Annotated in this window: 11 protein-coding genes; 6 read left to right on the forward strand and 5 right to left on the reverse strand. The window is 63.2% G+C overall.

Features of this window, described 5'->3' with window-relative positions; translation table 11 throughout:
- Together ACSQ9I_RS34245 and ACSQ9I_RS34250 are read right to left on the reverse strand one after the other, a co-directional pair.
- Entirely contained in the window at nucleotides 1-3,717 is a 3,717-nt protein-coding gene (locus ACSQ9I_RS34245) for a DUF7379 domain-containing protein (RefSeq protein WP_436316440.1), read from the reverse strand.
- On the reverse strand, nucleotides 3,714-4,253 hold the full coding sequence (locus ACSQ9I_RS34250) for a DUF5675 family protein (RefSeq protein WP_436316441.1): 540 nt from the start codon (nucleotides 4,251-4,253) through the stop codon (nucleotides 3,714-3,716). Before ACSQ9I_RS34250 ends, ACSQ9I_RS34245 begins: the two co-directional genes overlap by 4 nt.
- 462 nt (nucleotides 4,254-4,715) lie before the next feature.
- On the opposite strand from ACSQ9I_RS34250, the gene ACSQ9I_RS34255 reads away from it, so the two are divergent.
- Nucleotides 4,716-5,969 carry a hypothetical protein gene (locus ACSQ9I_RS34255; protein WP_436316442.1) on the forward strand — a complete coding sequence of 418 codons (1,254 nt, stop codon included), beginning with the start codon at nucleotides 4,716-4,718 and terminating at the stop codon, nucleotides 5,967-5,969.
- On the opposite strand, the gene ACSQ9I_RS34260 is transcribed toward ACSQ9I_RS34255, so the two are convergent.
- Nucleotides 5,930-6,097: a hypothetical protein gene (locus tag ACSQ9I_RS34260; RefSeq protein ID WP_436316443.1), complete on the reverse strand. Its 168-nt coding sequence runs from the start codon at nucleotides 6,095-6,097 to the stop codon at nucleotides 5,930-5,932. The two genes, ACSQ9I_RS34255 and ACSQ9I_RS34260, sit on opposite strands and share 40 nt — an antisense overlap.
- A gap of 733 nt (nucleotides 6,098-6,830) precedes the next feature.
- Between ACSQ9I_RS34260 and ACSQ9I_RS34265 the strand changes: the two genes are divergently transcribed.
- The 4 genes from ACSQ9I_RS34265 to tnpB all read left to right on the forward strand — a co-directional run bounded on the left by ACSQ9I_RS34265 (nucleotide 6,831) and on the right by tnpB (nucleotide 11,647).
- Nucleotides 6,831-9,419 (forward strand): nSTAND1 domain-containing NTPase, encoded by a 2,589-nt coding sequence (locus ACSQ9I_RS34265; protein ID WP_436316444.1) that lies wholly within the window; start codon nucleotides 6,831-6,833, stop codon nucleotides 9,417-9,419.
- Entirely contained in the window at nucleotides 9,404-10,729 is a 1,326-nt protein-coding gene (locus ACSQ9I_RS34270) for a hypothetical protein (RefSeq protein ID WP_436316445.1), read from the forward strand. The genes ACSQ9I_RS34265 and ACSQ9I_RS34270 overlap by 16 nt, the downstream gene beginning before the upstream one ends.
- A 190-nt stretch (nucleotides 10,730-10,919) precedes the next feature.
- Nucleotides 10,920-11,309, forward strand: coding sequence for an IS66-like element accessory protein TnpA (gene tnpA / locus ACSQ9I_RS34275; protein ID WP_436316446.1), 390 nt, complete (start codon nucleotides 10,920-10,922; stop codon nucleotides 11,307-11,309).
- Entirely contained in the window at nucleotides 11,306-11,647 is a 342-nt protein-coding gene (gene tnpB / locus ACSQ9I_RS34280; protein ID WP_436316447.1) for an IS66 family insertion sequence element accessory protein TnpB, read from the forward strand. The genes tnpA and tnpB overlap by 4 nt, the downstream gene beginning before the upstream one ends.
- Nucleotides 11,648-11,658: 11 nt before the next feature.
- Here the strand turns inward: tnpB and ACSQ9I_RS34285 are convergent, their stop codons facing one another.
- Complete coding sequence (locus ACSQ9I_RS34285) at nucleotides 11,659-11,946, reverse strand: helix-turn-helix domain-containing protein (protein WP_436315953.1); 288 nt, start codon at nucleotides 11,944-11,946, stop codon at nucleotides 11,659-11,661.
- A 186-nt stretch (nucleotides 11,947-12,132) separates the two neighbouring features.
- On the opposite strand from ACSQ9I_RS34285, the gene tnpC reads away from it, so the two are divergent.
- The gene (gene tnpC / locus ACSQ9I_RS34290; protein ID WP_436316448.1) at nucleotides 12,133-13,764 is read left to right on the forward strand and encodes an IS66 family transposase; all 1,632 of its coding nucleotides are present in this window, start codon (nucleotides 12,133-12,135) and stop codon (nucleotides 13,762-13,764) included.
- 858 nt (nucleotides 13,765-14,622) lie between these two features.
- Here tnpC and ACSQ9I_RS34295 read toward each other — a convergent pair.
- A complete protein-coding gene (locus ACSQ9I_RS34295) occupies nucleotides 14,623-15,351 on the reverse strand; it encodes a PDDEXK nuclease domain-containing protein (protein WP_436316449.1) in 729 nt (242 codons plus the stop codon).
- Nucleotides 15,352-15,684: the final 333 nt, after the last annotated feature.

The following is a 15,684-nucleotide window of genomic DNA, read 5'->3' on the forward strand; positions in this document are numbered from 1 at the left end:
TCAGGCGGTGGAACTGAAGAGGTTCAGCGCCCGCGCGGCGTCGGCGCAATCGAGCTGCGGCGTCTGCCGCCGGCGCTCGCCGAAGGCCGCGATGATGGCGTCCTGGACTTCGCGGTTGCTGCGCTTCAGGAGGTCGCCGTTCAGGAGGGCCGTCACCTTGCGTGTGAAGTCGCCGCTGCCCTCGTTCTCGTAGGCGACCTCGGTCGCGTGGCAGGCCGAGAAGTTGACCCATCGCAGCGCGTTGCCGTCGAGCGCGCGGCTTGCGCCACCGGCGCTGCGGACCGCCCGGTCGCGCTGCCTGAATCGTTCATGCGCGCGCATCCAGTCCTGCCAGGACGCCGAGCGTTTCAGGTACCGCGTGCGGGTGCGGGCATCCGTTTCACCGGGTTCCGGTTTGCGGCCGAGCATGCGTGTGATGGTCCCGGAATGGCAGCAATCGGTGAAGCAGGTGAGATTGACGCCGGCCGGAAGCTCGGCGAACACCGCCCGCAGATCGTCGTCGATCAGGAAGGCGCCGCCCTCGAAGTCGATCGGCACCAAGGCCTCGTCGTTCCCGTCGTCCTCGTCGCCGTCGTAGTCGGGGACCTGACAGCCGTGGCCCGAATAGTGGAACACCAGGACGTCGCCCCTGCCGGCACCGCGCAGCATGGTGCGCAGCGCATCCAGGATGCCCTGCCTCGTGGCCTGCGAATCGGTCAGCGTGGCGGCCTCGAAGCCCAGGCTGGAGAGAGCGGCGCTCCAGGTCCGTGTGTCGTTCACGCAGCCCCTCAAGGCGTTCTGACCGGGATAGTCATCGATGCCGACGCACAATGCCCGCCGCGACCCCTGCCGAGACGGCTCGTCTTTCGCGGCGACCGTCGGCCGCGTTGCTGCAGCCAGAGGCATCGCCATGCTCGGCTTCGATGCCGCCGCGGCGGCGGCAGCGCTCACCGTGCCGGCGAACCCGCCGGTGACATCCACCCCAGCGAGCCATTGGTCGGAAATCGGCCAGCCGTCGGATGCCTGTGCGCGCGAATGCCCGTCGCCCGTGTACTGCACGCGCGCAACGGCTTCGTCGAGCACGTTGGCAGCCACGCTGTTCATCGTTGCGGGGTCGTCGTCGAAGCCGCCGTGCGTGGTCGCGCGGCTCGCGAACCTGCCGTCGGTCTCGTCGCTCCTGGACCAGACGACACGGCCCGCTGCGTTGGGTGCTCCGTTCAGTCCGAACAGGGACGCGATCGAACTGTCGGCCCGCAGCGAGATCTCGAGCCCGAGGAGCGGCGTCCGCTGATCCGGCTCGAGTGCGTGATGGATCAGGTACAGCAGCGACTTGCGGTAGACCGATATGCAATCGTCATCTTCCTCGAAGTGCCGCTTCATCGTGTAGATGATCGCCCGTTCGGCCGCGCCCGGACCGCCGATCTCCGCACCGAGGCGTGATTGGAATTCGGCGATCGTCACGGCCGGTGCCAGCAGCTGCAGCGTCCTGAAAGACGGCACATTCGACTGCCGCGCCACCGGCAGGAAATGCGAGTGGAAGATCGCACCTGCGCTGTGGCCCACTGCATGGAGATGAAGATCGCGCCCGGCGCGCAGATCGCCTTGCGTCGAGAGTTCCGCGAGCCGCTCGGCCACATAGCGCGCGCCACCGCCGGCGTTGCACGCCAGTTCAGCGTTGCGTTTCATCGCGCCCCAGATGTGGACGCCTCCCATCGCACGCACGCCTGCCTGCACGATCGGGTCGCTCGTGAAGTCGAACAGGTCGCGCGACTCCACGCCGGGGAGCTTTCGACGCACCGATTCGAGGATGCTCCGCAACGCGTCGAAGAGTCCTGTCTCCCAGACGAAGTAGATCGGGTAGACGCCGTTCTGCTTCCACCATTCGATGTGCTTGTGGGCGATGCGCAATCCGTCGCGCTCGCCGATCAAGCCGCCGTGCGCCCATACCACCACGCGCAGTGGTTGGCCCTGTGGAAGCGCTGCCGTCCAGCGTGGGATGTGCTCGCGGACCATGGCATCGACGTCGGCGGCCGTCGTCGAATAGATGCCGCTTTGCTTGAACACACCCTCGCTGAGGTTCAGGATGTGCGGCCGCAACGCGTCCAGTTCGGCGGGCGTCAGATCGGCCTCCCGCGAGCCGAGCGCTCGACTGCCACCACTGGGCGCCAGTTCGAGCAGTAGGCGATCGCGCACCGTATCGAGCACACGCGCGATATCGGTCGTCGCCATCCCAAGGGCGCGTGCGCCGTCGTTGGCCGCGGCCGGCTCCAGCCATTCGAGCAGCTTGGCCTGCACGCGTGGCTCGCCGAAGAACTCGGTGTGGATCACACCGTCGGATGGACCGAATCGCAGACAGCGTGCCTCGGTGATCGGAAAGCCGCCTGCGCCATTCTTCGCGAACACGCCCTCCTGAGGGACCACAAGATCGTTCGCCGCATGACCGAAAATGCTGTCCGCGGTCAAGTCTTCGGCCCGCCTCAGGCTGAAGAACGGCGTCCCGGCCTTGGGTTCGAAGTCGGAGGCTATTGCGAAGTAATCCGCACCCTGCGCTCCAGGGACATTCATGGCCTCGAGAAAATTCCCTTTCGGGTTCATGGCCGCCAGGCCTTCGAGGTCGTGCAGCAGCCCATGGCCCAACACCTTGACGACCAGCACCAGTGCGTCCACCGAGGTTCTCACCGGCCCGGTCGGGATAAGCTTGGCGATGGTCGTGAACCGGCTGACCATGTCGATCATGTGATCCTCATCCGCCAGCAACGTGCCGGCATTCGTGGCGCCGACGAAGACGATGCGCCGGACGCGTACCTTGCCGGCCGCCTGGCCGAGGGCCGCGATCTGCCTCGCCACCAGCCCTCCCCTGCTGTGGCAGACGATATCGATTTCCAGCAATATGCCTTCCGGGATGTCCGCGAGAAAGGCAATCGCGTTCTCGCGTGGGTCCGCCGTCATGGTCGGGTGGTTGAACGCGAACGTTCGGCCCCCGTAGCGGCGTGACACCTCGTTCATGGTGGCGGGCTCGATCGCCTGAAAAGCGCCGCTCGTGCTGAATGTGCCGTGAACGAAGAGCAGCGCGGGACCTTGGGACAGCGCCTGCCAATCGGCGCGGGTGGCAGACGGGAACGAAGGGCTGTCGTTGCGGTAGTCGTCCGGCCCGAAACGCCGCGTGAAGCACGGGCGGTTCTTCGTTTCCCATTTCTTGGCGAAGCCGTGGATGATGGGGCCGAGCAAGACATCGGTCATCTTGAAGAAGAACGGCTCGACCTTCTTGCCAAGGTCAGGGAGGGGAAAGAATGCGCGCGCACCTTCGGGTTGAGCCGCGCTGGCGAGCGGGATCGTGAAACGTAGCGAAGTGCTCAGCGCGCGGCTGCCCTCGGTACCGCGCGCGGTTGTTCCATCCGGCACGACCCAGCTGAGCGCACCCGTTGCGCGGTCTTCGACGAGCAACGCACAGGACTCGTCGCCTGCCACCTCGACATCGAGCGCGACGCTGGATGAGTCAGCGGACTGCGTCCCGATCGCGCGTGCCGCCCCCGGCGCCGCAGCCGCCGGCAACTGGATGACGGGACCGGGCCGCAAGCCGGCTTTGGCCAACGCCGCGTCGAGGGGATCCGAGCCGAAGGCCCGCGCGCCCTCCATGTGCTCGATCCGCACGGTGCCGGTCAGGGCGCCGGTGCGCAATTCGAAACCGCGGCCGAGGTTGATCGTCTCGGGCCGGCCGGATAGCTGCATCTCGGTCATCTTGCCTGTCTCCTGATGGAAGTCCGCCCCGCTGCCGACAAGGCTTTGGATGCCGGATTTCTGGTTGCCGACGTGAGCGCGCGCCGGAGAGAGCTAGTGCTGCGCGCAAGCGCAGGAGGTCGAGCGGGGTCGTTGCCTCCCGCGGGCTCGACGGCGATGAAGATCTTTTCGCGCGCCGAGGCCGCCTCCAGCTTCGCGAACAATGCGTCGAAGGCGAGGCGGCTCTTCCCGATCGCGTCGACGCTCTTTGTCAAGCCGACCAGAATGCATCCGTCTGTGTCCGCATCGGTGTTGCCCGCGTGGATGCGAATGCCGTCGAAGTTCGGAACAGCGAGAAGGAGCGGCAGTCTTCTCCTGAAGCGCTGCGACCAGCTCACGACGATCTCATAGGCCCCGTAGGGGATGGCTGTCAATCCCTTGATCTTGACCGGACGGACGGCGTCTTCGAGCGTGAAGCATTCGAACCGGCCGTCGATCGATAGAGTGCCGACCGAGCTCTTCGAGGTGAGGTCTGTGCGGACAAGCTGGAGTTCCATCTGACGCCCTCCTGGTTCTCATGCGGTCGCATAGAACCGGAACCGCGAGTCGGGCGAATGTGTTCCGAGTCCGTCCTCATGTCTCTATGTCTTACGAAATAGGTTCTCCTATTTTGTGTGGACGCTCAATGACCTATGGCGAAGGTCTCATTGCTGCACTCTGGCGAGTTCTATAGATTGAGGCGCTGTTCGGACCCCTATTGCGCCTGCTGCGATAAGGAGAAGCCTTCATGAAGAAAACAAGTGAGCGTCTTTGCGCGGTACTTCTTTTCGTCGGTCTGCTCTGCACCTCGAAGGCGACGTTGGCCCAGGTCCCACCTCACGCCCTCGGCTCGATCTGCTTCACACCTCAGTTCTGGTGCTGGGCGAACCCTCCCGGACCCCCGGCGGATTCTGCGGATGCCCCTCCCCGTACGGCCTCGTGCAAGGCCGCCTGGGCTGATGCGCTCTGAGGTGACAAGCATGCCGTCTTGCGAAATCGTCGATGTCGAGTCGCTCGTTGCGGATCTTCGTCTGGTGGTTGCGTACGCCGCAAAGGCAGGCATCCTCAACGAACCCAGTCTGTTCATGTCGATCGACGCGGCTGAGGAGGCGCTTGCAGACCCTGAGAAGCGAGATGTGAAACCGGTAGTCGAAGCGTTGAACAACACGGTTCGAGCCATCTGGCCGATGACGCTCGCCGATCTCAAGTTCGGTCGCGACCCCTTTTTGGAGGCGAATCAACGCAAAGCACGATCATTGCAGTTCGGACTCACGGTCTTTGCGTTGTTGGTTCTGTTTTTTATGGGGCACTTCATGCAGGCGCTGAAGCAGGAGCAGGAGGCGATCGCCATGATCGAACAAAGCCAGAGCCTGGAGCCGCAGCAGAAACTGACTGCGCTGCGAAAGCTGGCTCAGCTCGTGAAGCCGTCCGCAGGACCAAATGCAATCGATGAGCAATACAACCAGCGAAAGTCGGAGCTTCTTCAGATCAACGCCAAAGTTGTCAGCACTTACAACACCGCGCTCGAAGCGCTCAAGCTTCCCTTGTTTCCATTCGACGACCACGTCTCTACGGCTCTGGCACGCATCAGACTGTCCTTGAAGGACGAAGTGTCAGTTCCGGGTAACGAGGCCAACCAGTCCGGCACCTCGGCTCAGACTGCCGCTCCTTTTCGCGAAATATGCGCGGTCGACGGCAGCGGTGAGCTGAAGCTTCCGGAATCATCCGCAAGCTTCTCCCCATGGATGCAGTCGGCACTTCGCGAAACCCTGATGGACTTCTGCTTTCAGGTCAAGGTGCTTTCGCCAGGCGGCGGCGAGATTACGGGTCCGTCCGCCAGCCGGCTCACCTATATCTCCCCAATCCGCCACAAGATCTCGGTCAGGGTCAACTGGTTCTTGCCGTTCCTCTATGGATTGTTGGGTTCGGCGGTATTCATGATGCGCAATGTTTCGAGTGTCAGAACGCCGGCCATAGGGTGGTTTCCCGTCGTGATGCGCATTTGCCTGGGCGGAGTCGCCGGCATCGTGATCGGGTGGTTCTGGTCTGCCGACGCACTCAATCTCCAAGGTACGAATACCCTGACGCTTCCTTTCGTTCTGGCCTTCTTGACAGGTTACGGGATCGATGTTCTCTTCACACTGCTCGATCGCTTGAATCGGACCATCGGCGCTGCTGCGTCTCCCGCTTCGAACTACTCGCCCGCGCCGCCGCCGCGTTCGTTGGCGACCTGAAAGAGCAAACTCCGCCCGTCTAAATCGCGAACGTGCGCCTCGTTGTCGAAGTGGTTCACATAGAGCACGCTGGGCGGCGGCACCTTGAACAGCTTGGCCAGGCGCGTCTTGCGTTCGATGAGCGGCAACTGCACAATGTCCTTGCCCTGGTCGACCAGCAGATCGAAGACGCAGTAGGTGACCGGGTCCGGCCCTCATACCAGCGCCGCGGCGCGCTCGATCCTGGGATCGATCGAAGTCGCTGCGCCCCATGTCGTCGAGCACGCGGGCTTCGCCATCCGTGACGTAGGGGCCACCCTCCACGCTGGCCGGCGCGCGGGCGACCTCTGGGAACCACTTGGTCGCGTTGGCACTCACGCGGCTGCTCCAGGCTCTCGAACCGTTGGGATGTCGATAGCGCTCGACCTTACCGCGCGCTTCCTTAGCGGCTAGAGACAGAGGTGCAATGCACCAGCTACGCATGCGTTCTTTGTCCATCACCTACGCCGTCGGGGCAATCCGGCAATCGATCGGCGTCAGGCGAGCTCATCATCACTAACTTCTAGCCGGCGTCGGCGGCGCTCCGTCCGGCGCATAGTTGCCGCGGCGACTCCCGTGCGGCAGCGCGCAGCATCCCCGCAACTCCCTGCGGCCCTCTTGGCTGTTAAATCTGCCGTTGCACGTCAATGGGTGCATCGGGGTAGACGTACTCACTCTTGGGGACCCTCTGCGCGGCATTTGCATTTGTTTTCGGCCGAGTGGCGGCACGATGCCAGAATTCGCTCTACGCCAAACCCGCTCCATTGCTGCGGAGTGTGACCTGGGTTTGACGGCATCAGGGGGATTCACGGCTGCGATCAGCGCGCAGGTCCTGGAGGCTGTATGTCTTTGGCTCGCTCGATGGAATGGCTTCGTACCGCGGAGGCGCTGCCACTGGCGGTCGTGGCGGCGTTGACGGCTGCTGGGACCCTTGTAGCCAAGATGCAAGGCCTCTTTAGCCCGCTGTCGAAAGCGTTAGGGCTGCCGATTTGGGTTGAGCCGCTCTTCGTTGCAATCATCGTTGTTATGCTGGCATTCGTGCTTTGGCGCAGTTATCGGAAGTTTGCGGAGTCCAGCCGTCTTGAACGGCCCGACGCTTTTACGCTTCATCCGCGAAATCCTGAGTCTTTGATCGGGCGAGAGGATGACCTTTCTGACCTGCTCAGGACTATCCGAAGCTATCGGCTTGTCCTCCTTGACGGCGAGTCTGGATGCGGCAAGTCCGCGTTGGTCAGTGCGGGGGTTGCGCCTCAGCTACGGACGGCGGAAAGCCTGTTACCTGTTCTTATTCGCGACTGGGGCGATGACTGGGTGCGCGGCCCACTGGCCGCTGCACTGGATGCACTTTTTCAGTCACTAGCCGAATCAGACCGCGTACGACTGGGATGGCTCAAGCCTCCAGACATGGCGGCGCCGTTGCCGTCGCTGGTCCATAGCCTCGACGTCCGCCTGAGAGCGGTGGTCGATACGCTTGAGCGCCTTCCGCTTCTGATCGCGGATCAGTTTGACGACTATCAGGCGCGCCATCGTCCCAATTTCTTCGACGCGCATGCAAACTGGATTTCGCCCAATGCGCTGGCCGATGCCAATCCGTTCTGGAAGCTGGTGTGCGACGGCTTGCGCGCTGGCCGTCTGCACCTGCTCGCAATCACGCGCGACGACACCGCAGCAGGTCTTTCCACGCTACGCTTTGTTGTGGGACAAGGCGAATGGATAGAGCGTACTCTGTATCGCGTGGACAAAGATGTCCTGCGGCCGTTACTTGTTGGCATTGCCCCGTCCGACGCGCAGCCCCTAGTGATCAGTAGTCCGGAGGGTGGCTGGGTCGAACTGCGCGAACGCCTGGAGCGTGACATCAAGATTGAGGGCGCGATCCTGATGCAGCAGGTGCGCACAATCCTTCTGGGCCTGCGCCAGCTGCCCCTTCTCACGCCGCGGCGCTATCGAGAGGCCGGGGGCTTGCGAGGGGTCGAGGCCCTGGTCGTCTCCCGGGCCGTGTCGAAGTCCGCTGATGCTATAGGTGGTGGCAATGCGGCGCGGCGGTTGGTGCGTGAAGTGTTGGGCGCGTTGACCCTTCCGGGTGGGCCTGACCAACCTCCGAAGGCAAAACGAGCCCAGTCGCAGGAACTCATCAATATAGTCGGCGACCGATCTAGAGCCGAGCGCATGCTGGCCAGCCTGCAGAGCGACGAAGTGATTCGCCCTGCGGAGGGTACTGGCGCGGAGTCTGCATGGCGTTTGGATCACGACTACCTAGCCCGTGCTGTGTTGGCGGAAAGGCGGATGGCGGACCGCTGGGCGGTGGCGCTTCGCGAAGGCAAGGCGCGGTTCGACGAGGCTGGCGACGACTGGCGCCAGAGGTGGGCAGCGCTCCTCCCTATCGGCACGTCGTTACGCGTGGCCTGGGAGTCGCTGCGGGGGCGGCTGAACATGGGCGAAGCACTTCACTATGCGCGAATGAGTTTCATCAAGCCAGTGGCCGCGTGCGTCCTCGCGATGGGTGTCGGTTTCAGCGCGGTTCTGCTGGAGCGCGACTTGCGAATCGACAGGGAAGCGGCCGCCATCTTTAATCGCCTCGCGAATCAAAGCGAAAAGGACTCTGCTGCATTGGAGGTGTGGCGCGCGCCCATGGACGTGCGCCAACGGTTACGGGCGTACATCATAGAAAGCCCTTCAAAGCTCGAAACTGCCGGCGGGACCAGGTGGGCATTGGCCCATGCCGGCGTCGAATCCATCCGTGCGCGCGAAGCCGCCGAAGCTTTTCGGACTTTGCTTTCAAATACGAGGTCGGTGGGGAATCCCGGGAATGCTGCCCACGCCTATGCGGCCTTGATCGTGAAGGTGAACGACCAGAGTGAACTCAAGGTCGGCGCCATCGCACTGCGCGAACGGCTCGTCAAGACGACGGACAACAATCTTGCCATCGAGCTTGGCGAGGCCTATGGCACCGTGGCGTCGAAGCTGAACGACCAGGCGGAACTCAAAGTGGGCGCCACAGCACTGCGCGAAAAGATCGCCGATGCGGACGGCGATCTCCTCAGCAAAATTGGGGAGGCCTACGGTACCGTGGCATCGAAGCTATCCGACCAGATCGAGCTCAAGGCCCAAGCCTCTGCGCTGCGCGAAAGGCTCATCGGGACGACGGCCTACGATCTCGCGGACAAGCTCGGCACGGCATATGGTGCCGTGACCTCGAACCTGAACGACCAGAGCGAGCTCAAGGCCGGGGCCACCGTGCTGCGCGAACTGCTACTGAAGGTGTCGAGCGTCTTGATGGCTCGCGGGCTTATCGAAGCCTATGGCGCCGTGGCCTCGAAGCTGACCGACCAGAGCGAACTCAAAGCCCACGCCTCCGTGATACGTGGAAGACGGCGGACAGCGATCGCACCAGCGTCCTTGGCGCAGCCTATGGTGCAGTGGCTTCGAATCTAACCGACCAAGGCGAACTCCGGGTCGCGGCCATCGCGCTGCGCGAACGGCTAGTCAAGACTACGGACCTTCGTTCAACCTTCGACCTTGCCAAGGCCTATAGCGCCGTGGTTTCTAAGCTGAACGACCAGGGCGAATTGAACGCCCATGCGAACCTGCTGCGCGAACAGCTCGTCGCTAGGGCGGACGAAGATGTCCTCTTAATGCTTGATGCAGTCTATATCGATGTGGTGTCGAAGCTGAACGACCAGAATGCGCTCAAGGCCCAAGCCACCGCCTTGCGCGAACTGCTCATCAAGTCAACGGAAAGCGCTATCGCCGGCCGCCTTGGCAACGTCTATCGCACCGTGGTCTCGAAGCTGATGGACCAGAACGAACTCAAGGCTGGGGCCACTGTGCTACGCGAACGGCTCATTAGGACGACGGACGACGAAGAGCTCAGCAGCCTTAGTGATGCTTTCGGTGTCGTGGCCTCTAAGCTGAACGACCAAAGTGAGCTAAAAGCTGGCGCCTTCGCTCTGCACGAACGGCTCCTCACTACGACGGACATCAAACTCGCCTCAGCACTTTACAGGGCCTATCGCGCCGTGGCCTCGACGCTCAATGACCCGAGCGCGCTCAAATCCGGCGCCACCCCGCTGCGCGAACGGCTCATGAAGACGACGGATTTCATCCTCGCTGGGGAGCTTATCGAGACCTATGGCGCCGTGGCTTCGAAGCTGAACGACCAAGGTGAACTCAAGGCCGGAGCCGTGGAGCTGCGCGAACTGCTCACGAAGACGCCCGACAACAGTCTCGCCGGCAAGCTTGGCGAGGCCTATGGCGCCGTGGCCTCGAGGTTGGCTGATCAGAGCGAACTCAAGGCCGGGGCCACCGTGCTGCGGGAACGCCTCGCTACGACGACCAACAAGAGTCTCGCCGGCAAGCTTGGCGAGGCCTATGGCGTTGTGGCCTCGAAGCTGACCGACCACAGCGAACTCACGGCCGGGGCGGCTGCCCTGCGCGAGAGGCTCATTGATGCGAACGAGGTCGATCTCGCCAATGCGCACTTTAGCTCCTACTGGGTCGTCGCCGAGCGCGCCCTCCGACGTGCTGACCCGCCGCAGCACAAAGCCTTGGTTCAGGAACTGCTGACAATGATCGGGCATCCATTCATGGACGACGTCAAGCCGCTACTGCTCCACATCAAGGCGACGGCCCGTCAAGATTTTGGCGACGATCTGGCGAACGCCCTTCGTTGGGCTGAAAAAGAGTATGGAATCAAGGCTGAGTCTCTACGCCCCACGCCCGCGGTTGATCGCAGGCGCCTGTGACGGATTGGGGACGACCGATCCCTCTGAGGCATTCCCGATCAAAGGTCGAACTTGACCACCAGTTTGCCGCGTTGAGACGCACACTCAGCTTTGGCTTCAGCGCGCGCTCGGGGTAAGCGTCCAGCCGCGGCACCTTGATTGCGACGGATCGTTTTAGGATGCTCGTGTCCACTAAGTTTTTGGCGGACACGTGCACACTATTTCCAACGAGGCCAGCGCTGGCCGTGGACGCCGACGCACACATAGCGCCGAGTTCAAGGCGCAAGTCGTCGCGGCATGCAGCTCGCCTGGCGTATCGATCGCTGCGGTGTCGATGGCCCATGGCGTCAACGCGAACCTGGCCCGCCGCTGGGTTCTTCAGGCCGAGCGGCGTGGGGGCGCCGCGTTGGCGAGGGCTGCAAACAGCGCTGTGCTCGCCGCCTTCGTGCCAGTGCAGTTGCCAGTGCAGTTGCCGCCCGCCGAGGCTGAGCCCGCAGCGATCCGCATCGAACTACGTCAAGGCACGACCGCCATCACCGTGAGTTGGCCGTGCGCCGCCGCGTCGCAGTGTGCGGCCTGGATGCGGGAGCTGCTGCGGTGATTCGGATCGACGCCGTCTGGCTGGCGGTCGAGCCCATCGACATGCGCGCCGGCACGGAGCGACTGCTGGCGAGCGTGGTACAGGTCTTCGGCGCCGCGCAGGCTCATCACGGGTACCTGTTCGCCAACGCCCGTTCATCGCGCATCAGGCTCTTGGTGCACGATGGCTTCGGGGTGTGGTGCGCCGCCCGACGACTGAACAAAGGCAGCTTCGAGTGGCCGCGCAACGTCGCAGCCGACGCCGCACCGCTGGCGCTGACCAAAGATCAATTCGACGCTCTGGTGCTCGGACTGCCCTGGCAGCGCCTGGAGCAAATGAGAGTGATCACGCGGATGTGATCGAGTGCAGATCAACGCTGAGCTGGCTCGGGATGCACCCGGGGGCGTCCCGGGCGGACCCGCTCGTCCAGGCCTGCCAATCGATCCTTGAAGAAGCGCTTGCGCCATTGGCTGACCACTTCACGGCGCGTATCCAGGCGAGCGGCGATCTCGTCGTTGTCGATGCCCTGGGCGGCCATCAAGATCATCTTGGCGCGAATCACCTCAAAATAGGGCAACGTATATCGAACTGCCCGCCGGTTCAACTCGGCAGCCTCTGCGGTCGACAACTCAATGTGGAATGGGCTTCTTCTCGGCATCTCAATACCTTCAACGATCTTCGACGACCTTCAACGCAGAGGCTTCCAGTGCTCTGTTGAACTGGACCTTGCACGGCCAATTTAATACGTTATTATATTTATGCAAAAGCCTAGCGCAAAGACGGCCCCGCGGCAATCCAAACATGCACCGATAACCGCGTCGATGTGGGCCCGCACAATACGCACATGCTCGATACGCAGCAGCTCAAAGCCGAAGACCTGAAGGGTCTGAGTCCAGCCGAGTTGACGGCTCTGGCCGTGCAAATGCTGGCCCACATCGGGGAGCAGACCAAGCACATCGACGCGCTGGACAAGCGGGTCAACTCGCAGGCCCAAGGAATCAAGTGGCGTGACGCCAAGATCGAGAGCATCACGTTCCAGCTCGCCAAGCTCAAGGCCTGGCGGTTCGGTGCCAAGACCGAGCGCATGAACGCCGAGCAGCGCGAGATCTTCGAGGAGACCTTCGCCGCCGACCAGGCGAGCCTGGAAGCTCAGCTCGCTGCCCTGCAGAGCAGCACCCCCGACGGCTCCCCAGGCGGCAGAGCACCAGAGGACGAGAAGCGCCGCCAGCCCAAGCGCGAGGCACTGCCGGCGCACCTGCCGCGCGTGGACCAGCGCATCGAACCAGAAGACACCCGCTGCCCGACGCCCGAATGCGGCCAACCGATGGTGCGCGTGGGCGAGGACATCAGCGAACGGCTGGACATTGTGCCGGCGCAGTTCTTTGTGCAGCGGCAGATCCGCGGCAAGTGGGCGTGCAAGTGCTGCCAGCTGCTGGTGCAGGAGCCGGCTGCCCCGCAGGTCTTCGACAATGCGCTGCCAACGCCGGGCCTGCAGGCCCATACGGCGATCAGCCGCTTCGTCGACCACATTCCGTACTACCGGCTGGAGCAGATCAATGCCCGCTCGGGTGTGCACACCCCGCGCTCGACGCTGGCGGCCTGGGGCGGACAGACCGGTGCGCAATTGATGCCGCTTTACGACGCGCACCGGGCGTTCGTGCTCAGTTCGCGCATCGTTCAAGCCGACGAGACGCCGATCTCCATGCTGGACCCCGGTGCGGGCAAGACCAGGAAGGCCTACATGTGGGCCTACGTGCGCGGCGCCTTCGACCCCGAGCCCGGGGTGGTGTTCGACTTCTGCCTCGGGCGAGGCGGCAAGTACCCGAGCGAGTTCCTCAAGGGCTGGTCCGGCACGCTCGTCGTCGATGCCTATGCGGGCTATGACGCTGTCCTGTCGCTCGAAGGGCGCAGCACCGCTTTTTGCTATGCGCATGCGAGACGGAAATTCGACGAACTCATCAAGACCGCACCCAAAGCGAGCCCGGTCGCCGCTGAGGCGATCCAGCGCATCGCATGGCTGTACAGAATCGAGGCCGACGCCAGGGAATTGACCTGCGAGGAGCGGCTGCAGATGCGGCGGGAGCGATCCAAGCCATTGTGGGATCAGCTGCATCTGTGGCTCAAACTCGAGCGCACGCGCGTGCCCGACGGTGGCGCGATCGCCAAGGCGATTGACTACAGCTTGAACCGCTGGGAAGGGTTCGGTCGCTTCCTGCTCGATGGCGACGTGCCGCTGGACAACAATCACTGTGAGAATCGGATGCGGCCTTGGGCCCTTGGTCGCCGCAATTGGCTCTTCATTGGAAGTCAGCTGGCCGGCGAGCGCGCTGCTGTCGTGATGAGCTTGCTTCAGTCGGCCAAGCTCAACGGGCACGAGCCTTGGGCCTACCTGAAGGACGTCCTCACCCGCATGCCGACGCAGTTGAACAGCCGGATCGAGGAGTCGCTGCCCCACCGGTGGCAGCCTGCCGGCTGAGCTCGACCAGGTCGACCACAGGCGCCGCGCCGAGACGGCCGCGGCTCGACCGACAACGAACACGGTCAGCACGACGACGCCGAGCCAGCGCGAGGCAAACACCATTGCCTTCGCCCAAGCCGCATCCACCATGTTCGTCATGGACGCGATGCTCAGCCACCAGCCACGTCACCTCAAGATGCCACGGCCAGCCGCTTACCGCTCGGGACCCGCCCCGCCCGGCGGTCTAATAGGGGTGGTTTCGACGCCGCCCTCGGGAGCGGCCGCCGCCAAGGCTAGCGCGGCCTTGCGTGGGCTCGTTGGCCTTGTTTGGTCGACATGACATGACGACGTTTGCTGCTGGAGGCTGCGTGACATGCTCAAACAAAACGGCCGATGGCGAGAGTCGGCTACCTTCACGTGGATGTTAGCGGCCTGCTTCCAACCAACGGTGGTCGCGACCGTTTGGGACAGTTTGATGGAGACACGAGACGGCGCGCGTCCTTCTTGACACGGCTTCGTGAGCGCGACGCATTCCATTTAACTACAAGGGCTTCCTCTACGAGGCAAGCGCTAATTGTTCCCGGCTCTTGCGGGGAGCCGTCATGACTATCGGTAGCGAAGCGCCGATCGGGTGGGCGGCAGGTAGGAAAGCAAAGGTGCGGACTGGCTAAACTACAAACGGTCATGCTGCAGCGGTTTGCTGCGGACCCTGATGAAAGACGCACGCAGGGGCCTCATTCATAACTCGAGGTCGGCTGTCGCCGCCTCCGTTAAATCGACAGGCACACCCTGCGCAGGTCCAACCTTGCTTCATCACTGCAGGCCGTCAAGCGGCGGATAAATCATGTCGGTTCAGATGCGCACTTGCATACTGGTTCATGCGGGCAGCACGAATTTTTCTCCGCGAGACAGCACGGCCCAGAAGTCGCGCCCGAGTTCGATCAGGAAGGTCTTGAGGCGGGCGAGCAGCCCTTGATGCAGGTCGGCCTCGCTATGCCCTTCCGGCAGGCCGAGAAACTCGAGCAGGTAGGCATCCTTGAAGACGCTGAGAGCCTGGGGGTGACTTTGTCTCACCACCGGTGAGACTTTTGCCGGGGTCAACACCGCACGCTCGAAAAGCGCGATCGCGAACTGCCGCTCCAGCTCGCGCTTGCTCCATTGCTCACGGGCGGCGGCGCGCAGATAGAACTCGCGCTCCTCAGGTCGCTTGCTCTGGCTCAGGATGATGAGGTTGTGGGTCCACGGCAGTTGTCTCACCAGCGGTGCGACTTTCTCGTCATCGCGATAGGCTTCGTAGAACTGCCGCATGCGAAAGAGGTTGGCGCGCGTGAAGCCTCGCAGTCCCGGCTGCGTATTGGCCAGGTGGGCCGCCAGCTGCGTGACAACTCCGTCGCCCCACTCCGCAGCTGATAGCTTGCGGCTGATGTATTCCCCAACTTGCCAATAGAGGTCGATCAGCGCCGTGTTGACCGCGTGGTACGCCCGATCCCTGGCGGCCTGGATCAAGGTAACGATCTCGGCGAAGCCCGGATCGGCTGGCACTTGCGCCTGGCCGCGGACTTTCACGCGGGCCTTGCTTGACCTGTTACTGCTGCCTTGGCTCATTCCGAGCGAGTCTAAGGGTAGTCTAAGGGGTGATCTGGGCTGTACGCCGAAACCCGCGCAACGCCAAGCGGTACACGTCCCGCGACTATCAAAGTGGATTGAGGAAGTTTATCCGAGCGACGCCTCCTCTCCGGCAATCCTCGTTGCCGAGGCGAGACGGCCATACGCGCGATTACGCGTTGTCCTTCGACGCGTCGCATGCGCAGGAGCCCTCTCCGTGCGCGTGCGCATCTGTGGGATGCCGGAGAACGACGGTGACCACGGCCTGATCTGCTGTTGGCTTGTCCTTGCGCGAGGGTCGTGAAACGGTGTGCTGATCAGCCCGATGGCGCT

The sequence above is a fragment of the Variovorax sp. LjRoot84 genome (assembly GCF_964254305.1).
Lineage (GTDB): Bacteria > Pseudomonadota > Gammaproteobacteria > Burkholderiales > Burkholderiaceae_C > Variovorax.